This window comes from Bacillus sp. FJAT-49736 (assembly GCF_018343615.1).
Lineage (GTDB): Bacteria > Bacillota > Bacilli > Bacillales > Bacillaceae_C > Margalitia.
Window position 1 is genome coordinate 1,890,318 of record NZ_JAGYPI010000001.1, and the last position, 15,268, is coordinate 1,905,585.

At 35.6% G+C, this 15,268-nt stretch carries 19 protein-coding genes; 3 read left to right on the forward strand and 16 right to left on the reverse strand.

Features of this window, described 5'->3' with window-relative positions:
- Nucleotides 1–27 precede the first annotated feature (27 nt).
- Together yqeH and KHA87_RS09975 are read right to left on the reverse strand one after the other, a co-directional pair.
- On the reverse strand, nt 28–1,128 hold the full coding sequence (gene yqeH, locus KHA87_RS09970; protein WP_213093906.1) for a ribosome biogenesis GTPase YqeH: 1,101 nt from the start codon (nt 1,126–1,128) through the stop codon (nt 28–30).
- A gap of 1 nt (nt 1,129) precedes the next feature.
- Nucleotides 1,130–1,654, reverse strand: coding sequence for a YqeG family HAD IIIA-type phosphatase (locus KHA87_RS09975; RefSeq protein WP_213093907.1), 525 nt, complete (start codon nt 1,652–1,654; stop codon nt 1,130–1,132).
- A gap of 405 nt (nt 1,655–2,059) precedes the next feature.
- On the opposite strand from KHA87_RS09975, the gene KHA87_RS09980 reads away from it, so the two are divergent.
- Nucleotides 2,060–2,200, forward strand: a complete 141-nt coding sequence (locus KHA87_RS09980; RefSeq protein WP_055739206.1) for a sporulation histidine kinase inhibitor Sda — start codon at nt 2,060–2,062, stop codon at nt 2,198–2,200.
- A gap of 57 nt (nt 2,201–2,257) precedes the next feature.
- On the opposite strand, the gene KHA87_RS09985 is transcribed toward KHA87_RS09980, so the two are convergent.
- The gene (locus KHA87_RS09985; RefSeq protein WP_213093908.1) at nt 2,258–3,040 is read right to left on the reverse strand and encodes a phosphatidylserine decarboxylase; all 783 of its coding nucleotides are present in this window, start codon (nt 3,038–3,040) and stop codon (nt 2,258–2,260) included.
- A 117-nt stretch (nt 3,041–3,157) separates the two neighbouring features.
- Here KHA87_RS09985 and pssA point away from each other — a divergent pair, with 117 nt between their 5' ends.
- On the forward strand, nt 3,158–3,697 hold the full coding sequence (gene pssA / locus KHA87_RS09990; protein ID WP_213093909.1) for a CDP-diacylglycerol--serine O-phosphatidyltransferase: 540 nt from the start codon (nt 3,158–3,160) through the stop codon (nt 3,695–3,697).
- Between the two features lie 28 nt (nt 3,698–3,725).
- On the opposite strand, the gene KHA87_RS09995 is transcribed toward pssA, so the two are convergent.
- The 12 genes from KHA87_RS09995 to mtnN form a co-directional block, all read right to left on the reverse strand.
- Complete coding sequence (locus KHA87_RS09995) at nt 3,726–5,522, reverse strand: M3 family oligoendopeptidase (protein ID WP_213093910.1); 1,797 nt, start codon at nt 5,520–5,522, stop codon at nt 3,726–3,728.
- A gap of 490 nt (nt 5,523–6,012) precedes the next feature.
- Nucleotides 6,013–6,738, reverse strand: a complete 726-nt coding sequence (gene sigK / locus KHA87_RS10000; protein WP_213093911.1) for an RNA polymerase sporulation sigma factor SigK — start codon at nt 6,736–6,738, stop codon at nt 6,013–6,015.
- 157 nt (nt 6,739–6,895) lie between these two features.
- The gene (locus KHA87_RS10005) at nt 6,896–8,107 is read right to left on the reverse strand and encodes an MFS transporter (RefSeq protein WP_213093912.1); all 1,212 of its coding nucleotides are present in this window, start codon (nt 8,105–8,107) and stop codon (nt 6,896–6,898) included.
- A 363-nt stretch (nt 8,108–8,470) separates the two neighbouring features.
- On the reverse strand, nt 8,471–8,617 hold the full coding sequence (locus tag KHA87_RS10010) for a YrzI family small protein (RefSeq protein WP_213093913.1): 147 nt from the start codon (nt 8,615–8,617) through the stop codon (nt 8,471–8,473).
- A 33-nt stretch (nt 8,618–8,650) separates the two neighbouring features.
- Nucleotides 8,651–8,794, reverse strand: coding sequence for a hypothetical protein (locus KHA87_RS10015; RefSeq protein ID WP_213093914.1), 144 nt, complete (start codon nt 8,792–8,794; stop codon nt 8,651–8,653).
- A gap of 35 nt (nt 8,795–8,829) precedes the next feature.
- Nucleotides 8,830–8,973, reverse strand: coding sequence for a hypothetical protein (locus tag KHA87_RS10020; protein ID WP_213093915.1), 144 nt, complete (start codon nt 8,971–8,973; stop codon nt 8,830–8,832).
- Nucleotides 8,974–9,009: 36 nt separating this feature from the next.
- Nucleotides 9,010–9,153 carry a hypothetical protein gene (locus KHA87_RS10025; protein ID WP_213093916.1) on the reverse strand — a complete coding sequence of 48 codons (144 nt, stop codon included), beginning with the start codon at nt 9,151–9,153 and terminating at the stop codon, nt 9,010–9,012.
- A 650-nt stretch (nt 9,154–9,803) separates the two neighbouring features.
- Complete coding sequence (locus KHA87_RS10030; protein WP_213093917.1) at nt 9,804–11,699, reverse strand: DHA2 family efflux MFS transporter permease subunit; 1,896 nt, start codon at nt 11,697–11,699, stop codon at nt 9,804–9,806.
- Between the two features lie 8 nt (nt 11,700–11,707).
- Complete coding sequence (locus KHA87_RS10035) at nt 11,708–12,358, reverse strand: beta-barrel domain-containing protein (RefSeq protein WP_213093918.1); 651 nt, start codon at nt 12,356–12,358, stop codon at nt 11,708–11,710.
- Between the two features lie 7 nt (nt 12,359–12,365).
- Nucleotides 12,366–12,806, reverse strand: a complete 441-nt coding sequence (locus tag KHA87_RS10040; RefSeq protein ID WP_213093919.1) for a MarR family winged helix-turn-helix transcriptional regulator — start codon at nt 12,804–12,806, stop codon at nt 12,366–12,368.
- Between the two features lie 168 nt (nt 12,807–12,974).
- Nucleotides 12,975–13,226 carry a YrhC family protein gene (locus tag KHA87_RS10045; protein WP_349305566.1) on the reverse strand — a complete coding sequence of 84 codons (252 nt, stop codon included), beginning with the start codon at nt 13,224–13,226 and terminating at the stop codon, nt 12,975–12,977.
- Between the two features lie 147 nt (nt 13,227–13,373).
- Nucleotides 13,374–14,066 carry a 5'-methylthioadenosine/S-adenosylhomocysteine nucleosidase gene (gene mtnN / locus KHA87_RS10050; RefSeq protein ID WP_213093921.1) on the reverse strand — a complete coding sequence of 231 codons (693 nt, stop codon included), beginning with the start codon at nt 14,064–14,066 and terminating at the stop codon, nt 13,374–13,376.
- A 127-nt stretch (nt 14,067–14,193) separates the two neighbouring features.
- Here mtnN and KHA87_RS10055 point away from each other — a divergent pair, with 127 nt between their 5' ends.
- Entirely contained in the window at nt 14,194–14,418 is a 225-nt protein-coding gene (locus tag KHA87_RS10055) for a YrzA family protein (RefSeq protein WP_213093922.1), read from the forward strand.
- A 28-nt stretch (nt 14,419–14,446) separates the two neighbouring features.
- Here KHA87_RS10055 and KHA87_RS10060 read toward each other — a convergent pair whose 3' ends face one another.
- Entirely contained in the window at nt 14,447–15,142 is a 696-nt protein-coding gene (locus KHA87_RS10060; RefSeq protein ID WP_213093923.1) for a YrrS family protein, read from the reverse strand.
- Nucleotides 15,143–15,268 lie beyond the last annotated feature (126 nt).

Consider the following 15,268-nt stretch of genomic DNA (forward strand, 5'->3'; position numbering starts at 1 on the left):
TAATTCCCCCTGTTTACTTGATAGAATCTAAATCAAGGATGACCTTGTTAAAACACTTACTCCTTTTGGAACGTACGCCGCAACCACGGCTCCGGGTTCATTAATAGTAACCCATCCCAGACCGGAAAATACAATATCCGTTTTTCCTTCTTTTATGGATATTTCATGCCGTACAAGTTGCGGAAATTCTTCCAAATCGCTTTTTCGAGGTGGCTGAAGAAGTTCGCCAACATGTTTCTCGTATAGGCTTTGTGCGTTTTCTAGCTTCGTACGATGTATTTTTAACTCATTTGAAACATGACAAATAAGGGAACGTCTTCCGCCTTTAATATAGTCAAGACGGGCTAATCCCCCGAAAAATAAAGTCTGTTCCTCATTAAGCTGGAATACAGTAGGTTTTATTTCTTTTTTTGGAGTGATTATTTTCAAATCGTTTTTATTAACATAATGAGCCATTTGATGATGATTAATAATCCCTGGAGTATCAACTAAAGAACAACCGTCTTCCAAAGGAATATCGATCATATCAAGTGTTGTTCCCGGAAAATGGGAGGTGGTAATCACATCTTCTTCGCCAGCTACATTTTTAATAATTCGATTGATAAATGTGGATTTCCCCACATTGGTACAGCCGACAACATATACATCCTTGCCATTCCTATAGTGCTCAATTGCTTCTATTGCTTCATCAATAGAATTTCCTTTTGTCGCACTAATTAGTAAAACATCAATTGGCTGCAGTCCTAACTGTTTTGCTTGGTGCTTCATCCATTGAATTAGCTTTGGCCTTTTCACAGACTTTGGAAGCAAATCCTCTTTATTCCCAATCAATAATATTGGATTATTTCCTACAAATCGATGCAAGCCAGGCAGCCAGCTTCCATTAAAATCAAAAATATCAACAATTTTTACGATTAGACCATCAACATTTGATAATCCGTTTAAAATTTTAATAAAATCATCATCTGTTAAGGAGACATCCTGTACCTCATTATAATGTTTTAAGCGAAAACAACGCTGGCAAATAATTGTTTCCTTTTCCAATGATGATGGAGGCGCATATCCTAATTTCATAGGATCGTCCGTTTGAATTGTTACGCCACAGCCAATGCAAGTTATCTCTGACATATTACATTTTATCCTCCCATTGTAGTAATCCTCTTCGTTTAAACCAAGCCATTATTCTTCGTTCGATCATTCGATTAAAGCGAGTCATAAATCCATCAGATTGTGCTACTGGAACAACTAATATAGTATAAAAACCGCTTCTGTTCCCGCCAAGTACATCTGTTAGCAATTGATCACCGATTACAACCGTTTCCTCCTTTTTTACTCCCATCATACTGACAGCTTTTTTAAAGGCTTTTGCAAGTGGTTTCCTTGCTTGGAAAATAAACGGTATCCCAAGAGGATCCGCAAATGCTTTTACTCTATTTTCATTATTATTAGACACGATAGTGACTAAAATATTATGGTTTTTCATATTGGAAAACCATTCGATCAATTTTGGTGTAGCATTTGGGCGATCCCATTCAACTAGGGTATTATCCAGATCCGTTATAATAGCTTTTATACCGCGTTCTTTTAAACTTTGCGGATCTATTTGAAAAACATCCTTTACATGTTCATTTGGCAAGAAATTATTTAATAGCAATCATGTACACTCCTATCTATTTTTACCGTTTAATCATATCAATTATCCTTTTATATTCAAAGAGAAAAGCGAACTGTTTCAAGATATGGTAGGAAAATTTTTCATTTGATTTCCAATACAAAATAATAGCATATTAAAAAATGTGATAATTTTTCCAAATAAAATTCGACAAATTTCCACTTTTACCAACACTTGTGGATAATTTTATACACATTATACATATTGTCTCGCATACTTTTCTTCCAATTATAAACAAGTTAACCACAGGTTATCCACCGATATATGTGGATAACTGGAACACTTGTTCTAAAGCTTATTGTTTGATAGAGTTAGTATACAGCAGGATAACCCATATCTTACTAATGAAAATTTACAATTAGAACGTTCTTTTGGAGGTGATGGCTTATGAGAAAATTATCAAATGAATTATTGATTGAATCCTACTTTAAAGCAAAAGAATTACATTTAAGCCAGGATTTTATACGCCTCATAGAGTTAGAAATTCACCGTCGTTCCTTAACGCATAAAATTAAAATATCTTCTTAATATGTAGATCCCTGCTTTTATAGCAGGGATATTTCTTTTCTTCTTTAAATTAACTGGTTAGCATTTTATTTCCCCTAATGGCTCACCGACTCTAATATCAAATGGAACCTGTATATGATCTCTGATTTCAAATGAGTCCTTTTCGAATAAAAGAATAACCGTTGAGCCGAAGGAAAAATAAGCAACTTCTTCTCCTTTTTTCCAATCCTGATGGGAAGCAGTGCATTCTATAGAATTAATAAACATTGCACCTACTTTTACCATTAATAAATTGCTGTACTTTGTTTTCATTTCCGTTATTACCCGGTAATTTTTTGATAATGGAGATTTTCCATATTTTAAACCGTAACGATTTACTGGGTACGATTTTCTTCCTAATGTATATTGAGTTATTACTTCTCCATCAATTGGGCTATGTATACGGTGATAATGGCTTGGACTTAAATATAAAATAAGAAAAATTCCCCCAATATATTTTGCAATTCTTTCCTCCTCACCAATCATTTCTTTTATGGAATACTGCTTACCTTTAACCGTAATTATTTTTTCTGGCTCCACAACACCATAATCTTCTAATACTCCATCAACAGGACTAATAATAGTATTACTTTCCTTGTCAATAATGCGGGCACCCTTTTTCAATCTCCTCGTAAAGAATTCATGCAGGTTTTCATAAGAATGAATATCGTTCAGCATTTCAGCTTGATTAATTCGGTATACTTTTGCATATGATGGAATTAATGCCCTACTCCATTTGGACTGAGCAAACTTTTTCAATAAATGGGATGTGAATTTGTGGTTGGTTAATTCAATCAGAAACCTGTAAAACAATGTCTTCAATGTAAAACCTCCAATTTCAAAAAAAAATACCTCTTAACTTTAGATCGATTTAGGCATATAATAATATAATACAGAAATAAAAGTGAAGTTAATCCTTCTTACAGGGGGTGATTTAGTTTGTTTTGGTCTGGCGTATTTGATCAAACGATAAAAAAGCTTAGAGCTCAAACAGCAAATTTAATGACATTAACTAATTTAAGCTTAGGGGGATTTTCCATTTTAATTACCCTAAAAGGTCAGCTAAGCTTAAGCTTGCTGTTTATTTTCATTGCTGCTCTAGCGGATCGATTCGATGGTTTGCTTGCAAGAAAGCTGAATATCGAATCTGAACTTGGGAAACAGCTCGACTCTATGAGTGATATTATATCATTTGGAGTAGCTCCAGCTTTATTATTATACCAAGGAATATTAAATTTGTTTGGATTTCCAGGATTATTTTTTACTGTACTGTACATCGGATGCGGCGCGTATCGATTAGCGCGTTTTAACATTACGGAAAGTAACGGTTATTTTACAGGTATGCCGATAACGGCGGCAGGGTGTCTGTTAACACTTAGCTATTTAGGAATCCCATATCTGCCTTTGCATTCATATTTATTCATTATTATCATTTTATCTATCTTGATGGTTTCATCGTTTAAACTGAAAAAAGTATAAAAAATCCGGCATATGCCGGATTTTTTTATTATTTATTCGTCATTTCCAAAAACTCTTCTACATCCTTTACACAAAGCTTAACTCCCGCTTCCCAGAAATCTCTCTGAGTTAAATCGACGTTTAAATGTTTTAAAGCTAATTCTTCCACATTCATCGATCCGGTATCACGCAAGAGCGCCATGTATTTTTCTTCATAGCCTTTACCTTCCTTTAATGCTTGGGCGTAAATTCCTAAAGAGAATAAATATCCAAAGGTATAAGGGAAGTTATAAAAAGGTACCCCAGTAATAAAGAAATGTAATTTGGATGACCAGAATAATGGATGGTACTCACCAAGCCCATTTCCGTAAGCCTCTTTTTGAGCTTCGAGCATAAGCTCATTCAAGCGTTCCTTGTTTACGAGACCATTTCTACGCTCTTCATAAAATCTTGTTTCAAATATGAATCTTGCATGAATATTCATTAATAGCGCTACAGATCTTTGAATCTTATCCTCTAGCAATGTTAGTCTTTCTTCGTCTGATGTAGCGCTTTTTAACGATGCATCCGCTACAATCATTTCTGCAAAGGTAGAAGCTGTTTCTGCAACATTCATTGCATATCCTCTCTTTAATGGATGTACGTCACGAAGTGCAAATGAATGGAAAGCATGCCCTAATTCATGTGCGAGTGTAGAAACATTGGAAGGAGTTCCTGAATAAGTCATAAAAATTCTTGATTGACTACTTAACGGGAAACCTGTACAAAAACCGCCAGGGCCCTTTCCAGCACGATCCTCCGCTTCGATCCAACGATCTTCAAAGGCTGTTTTTGTAAAATCAGCAAGCTTTTCGCCAAATTCACCGAAATGTTGAATAATGAAGTCAGCACCCTCGTCATAGGAAAGGTGGCTGTTTACATTTCCAACCGGCGCATCCAAATCATACCAGCTTAGCTTTTCTACCCCTATAAGCTTTGCTTTCCGTTGTAAGTATTCAACAAATGGCTGTTTATAATCGCTTATAACCTGCCACATTGTATCAAGCGTTTCTTTTTTCATGCGATTATAGCTTAGTGACTCCTTGAGAACTTCACCCCATCCGCGTTGTTTATATACCGATAAACGAAATCCGGATAAGTGATTTAATGTTGCGGCAAATAAATCCGCTTTATCATTCCAGGCTGCTTCCCAATTACGGAAAACATCTTTTCTGACTTCTCGGTTTGGATTTGAGAATTTGTTCTGTGCCTGTCCGACTGAAAGTTCTTTGATTTCCCCATTTTCTTCAAAAGGAATTGAAACTTTACTCACCAAGGAATCATACATTTCACCCCAGGCGTGGTAACCATCAACACTTAAAGCATTTAATAACGCTTCTTGCTCTTTTGGAAGCTTTTCTTTTGCTTTTTGACGTCGCTCTCTTAAAACAAACTCCAGTTCATTTATTGCACTATCGTTTACAAGCTCCTCCCAATCTGTATCCTTTATATTCGTCAATTTATCATCAAAGTTCGTTAGAATGGTATTTAATTGTGCTCTTAAACTAGTCACAGTACCTCTAAGCTCATTCGCTTTCACATCCGTGGTATTTTGAGCTTGAAGACAGCTTACGAAAGCACCTGCTTGCCCTAGCATTTGCGTGTTGTTTTGTAAACTAGTAAGCAAGGATGTAAAGGCAGGAAGGTCACTTAATACTAAATTCGGATTCCATTCATCCACCTGTTGTTCAAATGAATCTAAAGTTTCCTTTATCTTCGTTAAGAACGTTTGAAAATCTTTAGAATCACTCCCACCTCGAAAGAAGACATCTAAATCCCATGTTAATGAATATGTACCTGTCGTCATGATCATCCTCCTAATATGTTTAGTTCTGAATTATTATATACTAGTTTCTTTAATTTTTCTAATATTTAAAACACAATTAAATCCGAAATAGTTTCCTAAAATGCTAGTCACAAAGTGTTCATTACTTCGAAATAATATATTCATTTTTGCTTCAAACTCCAATTTTTTGATGTGTTACATTAAAAGTATCAAATATAAGTAGGAGTGGTGAAAATGTTTGCCATTGTTATTGGGTTAATTCTTGTTACTGCTGTTGGATTAATCATCTCTACTGAGGTAAGTGTGGAATGTGAAGCTTAAGAACAAATGCGCGGGGCGCCTTGCCCATTGGCGTATGGATTTCGTAGTCTTTGACTGAGATAAAGGAAATGGCGAAATTGCCTTCTAATTTCATTTGAAGCTAGACGTAGACAACTTTCCAAAAAATTAACTACAAGGTTTAATTTTTGTAAATTAGAAATAAAAATTCGGACAGATTAGTCCGAATTTTTTATTCCTGTTGATTTCTTTTCAGCTTCTCTTTTTCAGCACGATAAAATTCATGAAACATTTTCATCAATGCCCGCTTTTCAATACGAGATACATAGCTTCTGGAAATACCTAATTCTTTCGCTATTTCCCGCTGTGTTTTTTCCTTTTGTAGATCTAATCCAAATCTACCAATTATTACTTCCTTTTCCCGATCATCTAAAACACGTATATATTCTTTTACCTTTTCTAGCTCCATGCTTAACTGAATAGTATCAAATACATCCTCGGCATCGGATTTTAAGACATCGATTAAGGATATTTCATTACCTTCTTTATCTTGACCAATTGGATCATGCAAGGAAATATCTTTTTTCGTTTTCTTTAAAGCCCTCAAATGCATAAGTATCTCATTTTCTATACAACGAGCGGCATAAGTGGCTAGTTTTGTTCCTTTTCCTTCTGAATAGCTTTCAATTGCTTTGATTAATCCAATTGTCCCAATTGAAATCAAATCCTCTACGTCTTCTCCGGTATTTTCAAATTTTTTTACTATATGGGCGACGAGACGCAGATTGTGTTCAATTAAAATGTTCCGGGCTTCTTCATCACCTTCCGCCATCCTTCGTAAGTATTTCCGTTCTTCCGTGGCTGAAAGGGGCTGTGGAAAAGCATTATTTTTAACATAAGAAACCAAAAAAACAAGTTCTTTAAAAAAGTAGCCAATTGCAGTTAAGATACCGGACATTTTTTCACCTCCGTTAGGCTTTTGCCTATAGTAATGCTTATGTTAAACGAAGGTTGATTGTGTCTGTCCGTCTGATAAATTTCTAAGGTAAAATATACCTTAAGCTTTCATATTTTTTCGGTTCATTTCCATTTGTTCGTCAAAGACACAAATTTAATTATTGTCCACGAGTGGTGCCTGGCACCACTGTTTGGTTGGCTTGCTTTTCTTTTGTTAAGTATGCCATGCCCATGGCTGCTAGGAGTAGGATGCCAGTGGCAAGAAATACTGTTTGGACTGGAAAAATACCACCAATAAAGCCTCCTATTATAGGGCCAATCATGCCTCCTATTTGGTTGGCGGTTTGATTTAACCCGAATGCACGACCTCTGAAATCCTCCCGCGTGGAGCGAACCACAAGTCCATTAATCGCAGGAAATACTGCGCAAAAGAAAATTCCGAACACAAAACGGACAATTGAGAAGCCCCATATATGACCAAATATTATTTGTGCGAACGTTCCAAGTCCTCCGCCAAGAAGACCAATCAATAACACCTTACGGAAGCCAACTTTGTCAGCGAATTTCCCCCAAAAAGGTCCAAAAATTACACTGGCTATTCCAGGCAAGGAAAATACTATACCGGCAATGAAGGAGGCATTCTTCGCTGCACCACCAAGCTTCACTATGTATAAAGGCAGAACCGGTTCAATTGTCATAAGTGAGCATGAGGTTATAACAGTCATAAGCATCACGATTAAAAATGTCCGATTAGAGGCAGCCTCTTTAAAATCCCGCAATACCGATCCCTTTGACTTACTCGGGATGAAGTTTTTTTCTTTAACCCAAAATATTACTAATAACGTGGAAACAAAGACAAGGATACCTGCACTGGCAAATGCAACACGATTGCCGACTAATTCAGCAATTCCACCTCCAAGAAGCGGTCCTACCACACCACCAGACGCAGTAGCCGTCGATATCATAGCAAGAGCATATCCAACCTTATCGTTCGGCGTATTTGTTCCAATGAGCGCAATTGCACCCGGAATATAACCGGACAATAACCCTTGTAAAATCCTTAACACAAGTAATTCATATGGATTTGTTACAAAAGCAGTTAAGGTATAGATAACAAATAAAGCAATACCCGCCCTGATGATCATAGGTTTTCGACCATAACGATCCGAAAGCATTCCCCAATACGGAGACGCGACAGCACCAGCAAAAAAGGCAGCACTAAACAGTATTCCTGACCACATTTCCGTATGCTGATGTACCCCAATTTGGAGCAGGAAAAGAGGTAAAAACGGAATAACCATTGAGTAGCTTGCTGAAGTAAAAAATGCACCAATCCAAAGTATCCATAGATTTCGTTTCCAATACATCATGATGTCTTCTCTCCTTAGAACTTCCACAATTAAATTGTTTAGAGTGTCGAAATATTTACAAATGAAATCATATCACAATTTTCGGAATTCCACATGATTTTTTTTATATTTTGAGCAAAAAACTAAAAGCCCCAGCAGAGTGATACTTATTTGCATAAAAAAACAGTTGACCGAAATTCATGGTCAACTGTTTTTGGATTTTTTCTTTAAAAATACGGTAAACACTAAAATATGCAAAAACATTACAGCCGCCCTCCTAAACTTAGGCAGTTAGGCAGAATCTTTCTCCACCCACATGAAATTTAGTCTTTTAATTTGAAATACACACATCATCATATATCTCTCCTCTCCATAATCTATTTATTAATAATTACTTCTTACAAGTAATTCACAGTGCTTTAGCTTAATCTCTTCATAAATTTTGGATATATTTTCTTCGTAAATATATTCCTCAAGCGTTTTCCTTCGTTTTTTAATTGTTACGGTAACAAATATTAGATTGAGCGTCATCCTTTTCACCTCCCATGTTTAATGTTATCTCGATTAATAATAATGTCTTAACATCATATCATTATGCTTTAATTTGTTTTGTTCCAAGAGTGCTTCTATTTTTTGCACTTGTTTATATTCTTTTACTGTATTTCTCTTTTTCAAATTGATTTTTGTAAAAATTAAGTTGAGTGTCATGATTTATCACCTCCATTATTTTCATTATTTTTACCTTAATAATAATGTCTTAACATCATATCATTATGCTTTAATTTGTTTTGTTCTAAAAGTGCTTCTATTTTTCGCAATTGCTTATGTTCTTTTACTGTATTTTTCTTTTTCATATTCATTTTTGTAAAAATTAAGTTTAGTATCATGATTTATCACCTCTGTTTTTTTCATTATTTTTTCCCTTAATAATAATGCCTTAGCATCATGTCATTATGCTTTAATTTGTTTTGTTCTAAAAGTGCTTCTATTTTTCGGACTTGCTTATATTCTTTTACTGTATTTCTCTTTTTCAAATTGACTTTTGTGAAAATAAGATTAAGTGTCATGATCTATCACCTCCAATCATAAATTTATAAATTTTACCAAAACAAAAGCATAAAAAAACCGCAGGAAGATACTGATTCTTCCAGCGGCATACCTAAATTGCGCAAAAAGGCACAAAAAAGCCGCAGGAAGACAGACATTCTTCCTACGGCAGGATTATCGAATCATTAAAGCAAATTCAATCCATCCAAGGTCGAATGTGTTCTATATGAAATTAAGGCAGTTACGTTTACTTTTAAGTTTTTCATATCAAACGACCTCCTTTAAGAAATTTTTGCTTACAGTGGTAAGTATAACCAACTATTTTGCAATTGTAAACAAAAAAATATAAAAAAGTTTTAAAATTTTTTCAAGGCCGGATACATGAGTATAGGCTGTTTTCACATTTATGGTTAGAATCCTAAAGCAGATATTAACTTGTTGTATTTCATATATTGTTATCCATCCTACTTAAGACTTGGTTTCGGGGTATCTTTCCATAAGATGTTTTTTGATTCTTAACTAATCAAAGGATTGGTATTAGTATTTCGTCACCACTAGCAGCATGTATAAGAAAAGAGCCTTAGTCGATGAGTTTTTACTTCCGAAAAAAGCCGACCCTTTATAAATATGCAAAAAGCCAAAGAAAGTTTCCTCTCTTTGGCTAAAAAAGTTATTTTTTTGTTGCAGGTCTTGATCTTTTAATGAAAAAGGCAAGGATCAGTGCAATTGCAGCGATTCCTGTTGCAACAACAAATGCATCATTAATACCGCTTATGGTTGCCTGTTGTGCCACTTTTCCACTTATAATATATGCCCCTAATGTTTGACCCGCTTGATCTGGAAGGCCACCTGCATGGGCAATTGCCTGACCAAGTTGGCTTAACTTTGCGGCTAAATATGGATTATCACTTGTAATGACATTGCCGTAATTCGCTGTATGGAAGCTTGCTCTGGTCGTCATAACAGTTACTAGAAAGGCTGTTCCAATACTTCCTGCAACCGTTCTTGCCGTATTGGATGCTGCTGTTCCGTGACTAGTCAAATGAAGCGGCAATTGGTTCATACCTTCCGTCATTACCGTCATCATAATAAAGGACATACCAAACATCCGTAATACATACAAGAGCATAATATGTCCATACGTAGTTTGCATGGTTAAATGAGAAAATTGCCATGTAGTCGCAACTGTAATAATGAGACCAATCACAGCAAGCGGTCTTGCACCCATCTTATCAAATAATCGTCCCGAAATCGGTGACATTATCCCCATAATAATCGCACCAGGCAACATTAATAAGCCTGATTGAAGGGCAGTGAATCCGCGAATATTTTGCAAGTATATCGGAAGTAATATCATTGCGGCAAACATTGCCATATTGATTACCATACTGACGACAGTTGTTAGTGCAAAGATATCAAATTTGAATACATGCAAATCAAGCATCGGAGAATCCGTTGAGAATTCTCGTATTACAAATGCAATGATAGAAATAATCCCAACTATTAGCGAAATGACTACTGTTGCACTTGACCATCCATCATTTCCGGCTTCACTGAAACCGTATAAAAGGAAGCCAAAACCAATAGTTGAAAAGATAAAGCCCCATGTATCAAATTTTGGTTTCGTGACTTTTGTAACGTCTTTCATCCAGAAAAAGGCTAAGATAAGATCTATAATTCCAAATGGAATAATTATATCAAATAGTAATCTCCAAGAGTAATGCCCAATTAACCAACCTGATAAGGTAGGACCAACTGCAGGGGCAAATATCATCGCAACCCCCATTAATCCCATTGCAGCACCACGTTTTTCAGGAGGGAAAATGGTCATAAATACCGTCATTAAGAGTGGCATAATAACACCTGCTCCCGCAGCTTGGATTATCCTTCCAATCATAAGCAAGGAGAAGGTGGTTGAAATAGAACAAAGTACAGACCCGATCGTAAATGCAAAGATGGCAGAAAGAAATAATTTTCTCGTACCTAGTCTTGCAATTAAAAAAGCTGTAATAGGAATAAAGATACCATTTGTTAGCATGTAACCTGTTGATAGCCATTGAACGGTATTTGCTGTAATTCCTAAATCATTCATAATATGTGGAAGCGCAACATTTAACAAAGTTTGATTTAATATCGCCACAAATGCTCCAAGCATCATTGCAGCTATAATTTTCCCACGGTGGTTCGCAATATCCGGAGAAACACTAAAACCACGTTTATCAGCAGTTTTTTCCGTTTTTCCTGCTTCCTCATTTACATATTCTAATGCCGGTTCAGAAATTGGTGATTCTTTTAATGTTTCCCGGATTAATTCATCAGCATATGAGGCTTCATCATCAACTTCTTCTGCTTTTGCTTCTTCTGCATTAGCTTCTTCATTAACGACTTCTTCTTTTTGAGTTAAGAAATCTTCCTTCTTACTTCTTTCCTCTTTTATTGCAACCGACTCGTTTTCCGCATTTCTATCTGTATTTATTCGCTTATTTTTGCTTCTTTTTAGTGCCAAATTAATAATGACAAGCAAAATAATCGAAATCAGAATATAACTAGCGATATATATTGTCATGATATCACCTACTTATGGATTCGCACAGTCACATTCATACCAGGAACTAAATCTAATCCACCATAATTTTCAATAGAAATTTTGACAGGAATGACTTGCACCTCTTTTGTATAGTTACCGGAAGCATTATTGCTTGGCAGTAATGAAAAAGTACCTGCTGTGGCTAAACCAATCGTTTTCACCTTACCGCTTAAATTTGAATTTGGATATGCATCCACATATACATCCACATCTTGACCAACTTTTACATCATTAATGTCTGTTTCCTTAATATTCGCTGTTATCCATAGATTATCCAAGTCATAGCTTTGTGCAATCGGAGTACCAGCACCAACAAAAGTGTCTTTTACACCATTGGATTGTACTACAGTTCCATCAGCTGGAGCTGTAATATCTACATTCATAACACCTTTATCACCCATTACTTGTACAGTTCCAACTTTATCGCCCTTATTGAACCTTTCGCCGACTTTTGCATTCCATGTTACTAGCTTACCTGCAGCCGGTGATGCAATAGCTACTTGCTGTCCTGCAATTTGAGCATTATCTGTAGACAAATAGGTCACAGACTTATTATAGAAATAGTAACCAGTAAATCCTCCACCAACTAGAATAATTAGTAATATTACATTGATTAAAATCATACGTCTTGCATTCATAGATGAACTATTCCTCCTTAATTGTCAATGTTTCAAGTATGCGTTCATGGAGACTAAGCAATTTCTTAATCTCCTCCGGCGGGAATTGCTGAATTTCATTCAATTTTTCAACCAAGATTGAATCTGATTGAAATAATTTAACTATTTTTTCCTCGCCTTCAGGAGTAAGCTGCAATGTAATAGCTCTGCGATCTTGAGGCGAGGTTACCCTGTCAACCAAATTTTGATTTACAAGCCTATCTATTACCCCGCTAACAGTACTATTTGTTAATCTCATGCCCTCTGCTAATTCACTCAATCCAACATTTGGATGCAATTGGATTCTATACAGTGCCTTTAGCTGAACATCTGTAATCCCTATAGACTCTGCATCTTTCTTTAATAGCCTATAGATAGCCTTGTTAATCTTTGTAAATGAATCAATTATTTCATTATTTAAAACCTGCAATTTCCCCCCTCCTCACTTTTTGTTCCCACTCGAATAATTCGTATACGAAATAAGTTAACGAGATATATAATAACATACACACTTATTAGTATGTCAATAAAAAAATTTAATTATGAAACATAAACTCCCACAAAAAAAAAAGAAATAACGTAATAATTACGTCATTTCTTAATCTAAGTATTCTTGACCTTCTTCTGAATCCAACAAAAGGTTTCGACATTTATTAGAATATAAAAAGCACAAGGCTGATAAAATTAATAAGACAACTGTACCACCTATTAATATATAGGTTTTCTCCTGTGTTTTGCCTGCAATAGGCATGACAACGCCTAAATATAAAAAGGCTGTTAATGCTAATAAAGTGAAACCATACCTTTTAAAATCATTCATCTTTCCCTGTAATCTCTTTTCTTTATTCACATTGACACACCTTGCTTTCTCTATGAAACTATATTTTAACTTTATCATAGATTAGCAGGCAAATTAGAATGTAAATGAAGGGAAGGATGGAAAAAAGGGGTAAGGAGGCTATTTTTACATTTAGTCTCTACCCCGGTCACTTTTTTATTATAGATTATTAACGATATCCATTACTAAGTTTGCAGAATGAAGCGCTGCCTTTTCTAAAAATTGGTCAAAAGAAATATTGGATTCCTTTCCAGCTATGTCCGATAATGCTCGAATGATGACAAACGGAGTGTCGAATTGAAAGGCTACCTGTGCGATTGCAGCAGCTTCCATTTCTACCGCCTGTAAATCCCGGAATTTATGTCGAATAGATTCCACTCGTTCCGGATCGCTCATGAAGGAATCACCAGTTGCAATAAGTCCTTTTACAACTTGAATATCTGTTATTTTTTTTGCACTATCTTCTGCGATTTTCATTAATTTTTCATTAGCCTCAAAAGCTGGCGGCATTTGCGGAACTTGCCCATACTCATAGCCAAATGCTGTCACATCTACATCGTGGTGACGAACCTCGGTGGAGATTACGATATCCCCTACTTGAAGCTTAGGATCTAGCCCACCTGCAGAACCTGTGTTAATGACAACAGTCGGTTTAAAATGCTGCAGAAGGATAGCTGTAGACATCGCAGCATTTACTTTACCAATACCTGAACGGAGAAGCACTACATCTTTTCCCTTCATAGTCCCTGATATAAATTCACATCCTGCTATCGTTTCAAATCTTGGATTATCCATATTCTCACGTAAGTAAGCTACTTCCTCTTCCATTGCTCCTATAATAGCTGCTTTCATTATCCAACCTCTTTCTTATCAAAAATCAACATACTTTTCCTATTATAAAACAATGAACTTAAAAAACCTACTATGATTCCTTGATTGAATAATATACGCAGGCTACAATAGGACTGGAGGGATTAATATGAGCATTCAGTTAGAAATGATAGAAGATAAAATTGAATTTTTCGAAGGAACAGATTTAGCGAGCATAGAGAAAAAGATAAATGAACAAATCGAATATAACAAAGCGATAATGCTGGAGGTTGCCTCCGTTTCTCATCAAATGCATATAGATCAATCAGGAAAAAAATACTTTTCCGCCGTTGTACATTTTAAATTAAAAAAAGCAATGCAAAAAGGATATTAATTTTCGTAAATTAATATCCTTTTTACATCTATTGTCGGTCATTATGCTTTAATTCTTCCACTTTAGTAGGTTTCCAGCCTTGGCTGTCTACCCACTCAAGATAGACCCGATATGCTTTTTTATTTTCTTTAGATGATATGGTTCCTACTACTGACGAGTCAGAAGAATTTCTTCCCAAATACCAAATAGTCATTTGATCAGATGGAATTCCAGTTGCATAAGCTAATGCTTTTTCTTTTTCTTGCCAATCCACTGAATTTTGATCAGAAGAATATTGATGACCACTTGTTTGATTGGTACCTACAGGTGCCCAATTCGGATTAACATATGTCTTTTTGACATTTGGGTCATTTCCTTCATTTGAAACAACTTCAGAGTTCTCTAAGTTGCTGTCTCCACTTTCATCCACATTCGTATTGGATTGATTGTCATCTGCAGTAGTGTCATTTTTATTATTGTTATCGGATGTGTTATTCTTGCTTTCATTGTTTGACTTATTTGCGTCACTCTTTGCATCATTGTTATTTTTTTGAGTATGAGCTGTTTTAGCAGGTGGAGAGCTTTTTTCATCGTTTTTACCGCCACCGATAAAAATAGTGTATGCTACAATGATGATTAATAATATAACGATGACAATTAATGAGTTTAAAATAATGTTTGTTTTTCTGCGTTTTGCTCTTTGCATTGAGCGAGATCGGTTTGGATGATTATATTCATTTGCCATCTTTCAACCTCCCTTTTACCAATGACATTATCATAACACGAGTTTAGACAAGAGGAAAGCAGATAACAGTGGAAAGAAGAATCATCCTTCCTTATACCTAGGCTCTTTTCATCAAGTTTGTTCATT

What these genes read in the sequence shown, in the direction of transcription:
- yqeH (WP_213093906.1), bottom strand. Translation starts at nt 1,128, where the DNA reads ATGTCAGAGATAACTTGCATTGGCTGTGGCGTAACAATTCAAACGGAC.
- KHA87_RS09980 (WP_055739206.1), top strand. Translation starts at nt 2,060, where the DNA reads ATGAGAAAATTATCAAATGAATTATTGATTGAATCCTACTTTAAAGCA.
- KHA87_RS09995 (WP_213093910.1), bottom strand. Translation starts at nt 5,522, where the DNA reads ATGACGACAGGTACATATTCATTAACATGGGATTTAGATGTCTTCTTT.
- sigK (WP_213093911.1), bottom strand. Translation starts at nt 6,738, where the DNA reads ATGTCCGGTATCTTAACTGCAATTGGCTACTTTTTTAAAGAACTTGTT.
- KHA87_RS10005 (WP_213093912.1), bottom strand. Translation starts at nt 8,107, where the DNA reads ATGATGTATTGGAAACGAAATCTATGGATACTTTGGATTGGTGCATTT.
- KHA87_RS10010 (WP_213093913.1), bottom strand. Translation starts at nt 8,617, where the DNA reads ATGACGCTCAATCTAATATTTGTTACCGTAACAATTAAAAAACGAAGG.
- KHA87_RS10015 (WP_213093914.1), bottom strand. Translation starts at nt 8,794, where the DNA reads ATGACACTCAACTTAATTTTTACAAAAATCAATTTGAAAAAGAGAAAT.
- KHA87_RS10020 (WP_213093915.1), bottom strand. Translation starts at nt 8,973, where the DNA reads ATGATACTAAACTTAATTTTTACAAAAATGAATATGAAAAAGAAAAAT.
- KHA87_RS10025 (WP_213093916.1), bottom strand. Translation starts at nt 9,153, where the DNA reads ATGACACTTAATCTTATTTTCACAAAAGTCAATTTGAAAAAGAGAAAT.
- KHA87_RS10030 (WP_213093917.1), bottom strand. Translation starts at nt 11,699, where the DNA reads ATGACAATATATATCGCTAGTTATATTCTGATTTCGATTATTTTGCTT.
- KHA87_RS10035 (WP_213093918.1), bottom strand. Translation starts at nt 12,358, where the DNA reads ATGAATGCAAGACGTATGATTTTAATCAATGTAATATTACTAATTATT.
- mtnN (WP_213093921.1), bottom strand. Translation starts at nt 14,066, where the DNA reads ATGAAAGCAGCTATTATAGGAGCAATGGAAGAGGAAGTAGCTTACTTA.
- KHA87_RS10055 (WP_213093922.1), top strand. Translation starts at nt 14,194, where the DNA reads ATGAGCATTCAGTTAGAAATGATAGAAGATAAAATTGAATTTTTCGAA.
- KHA87_RS10060 (WP_213093923.1), bottom strand. Translation starts at nt 15,142, where the DNA reads ATGGCAAATGAATATAATCATCCAAACCGATCTCGCTCAATGCAAAGA.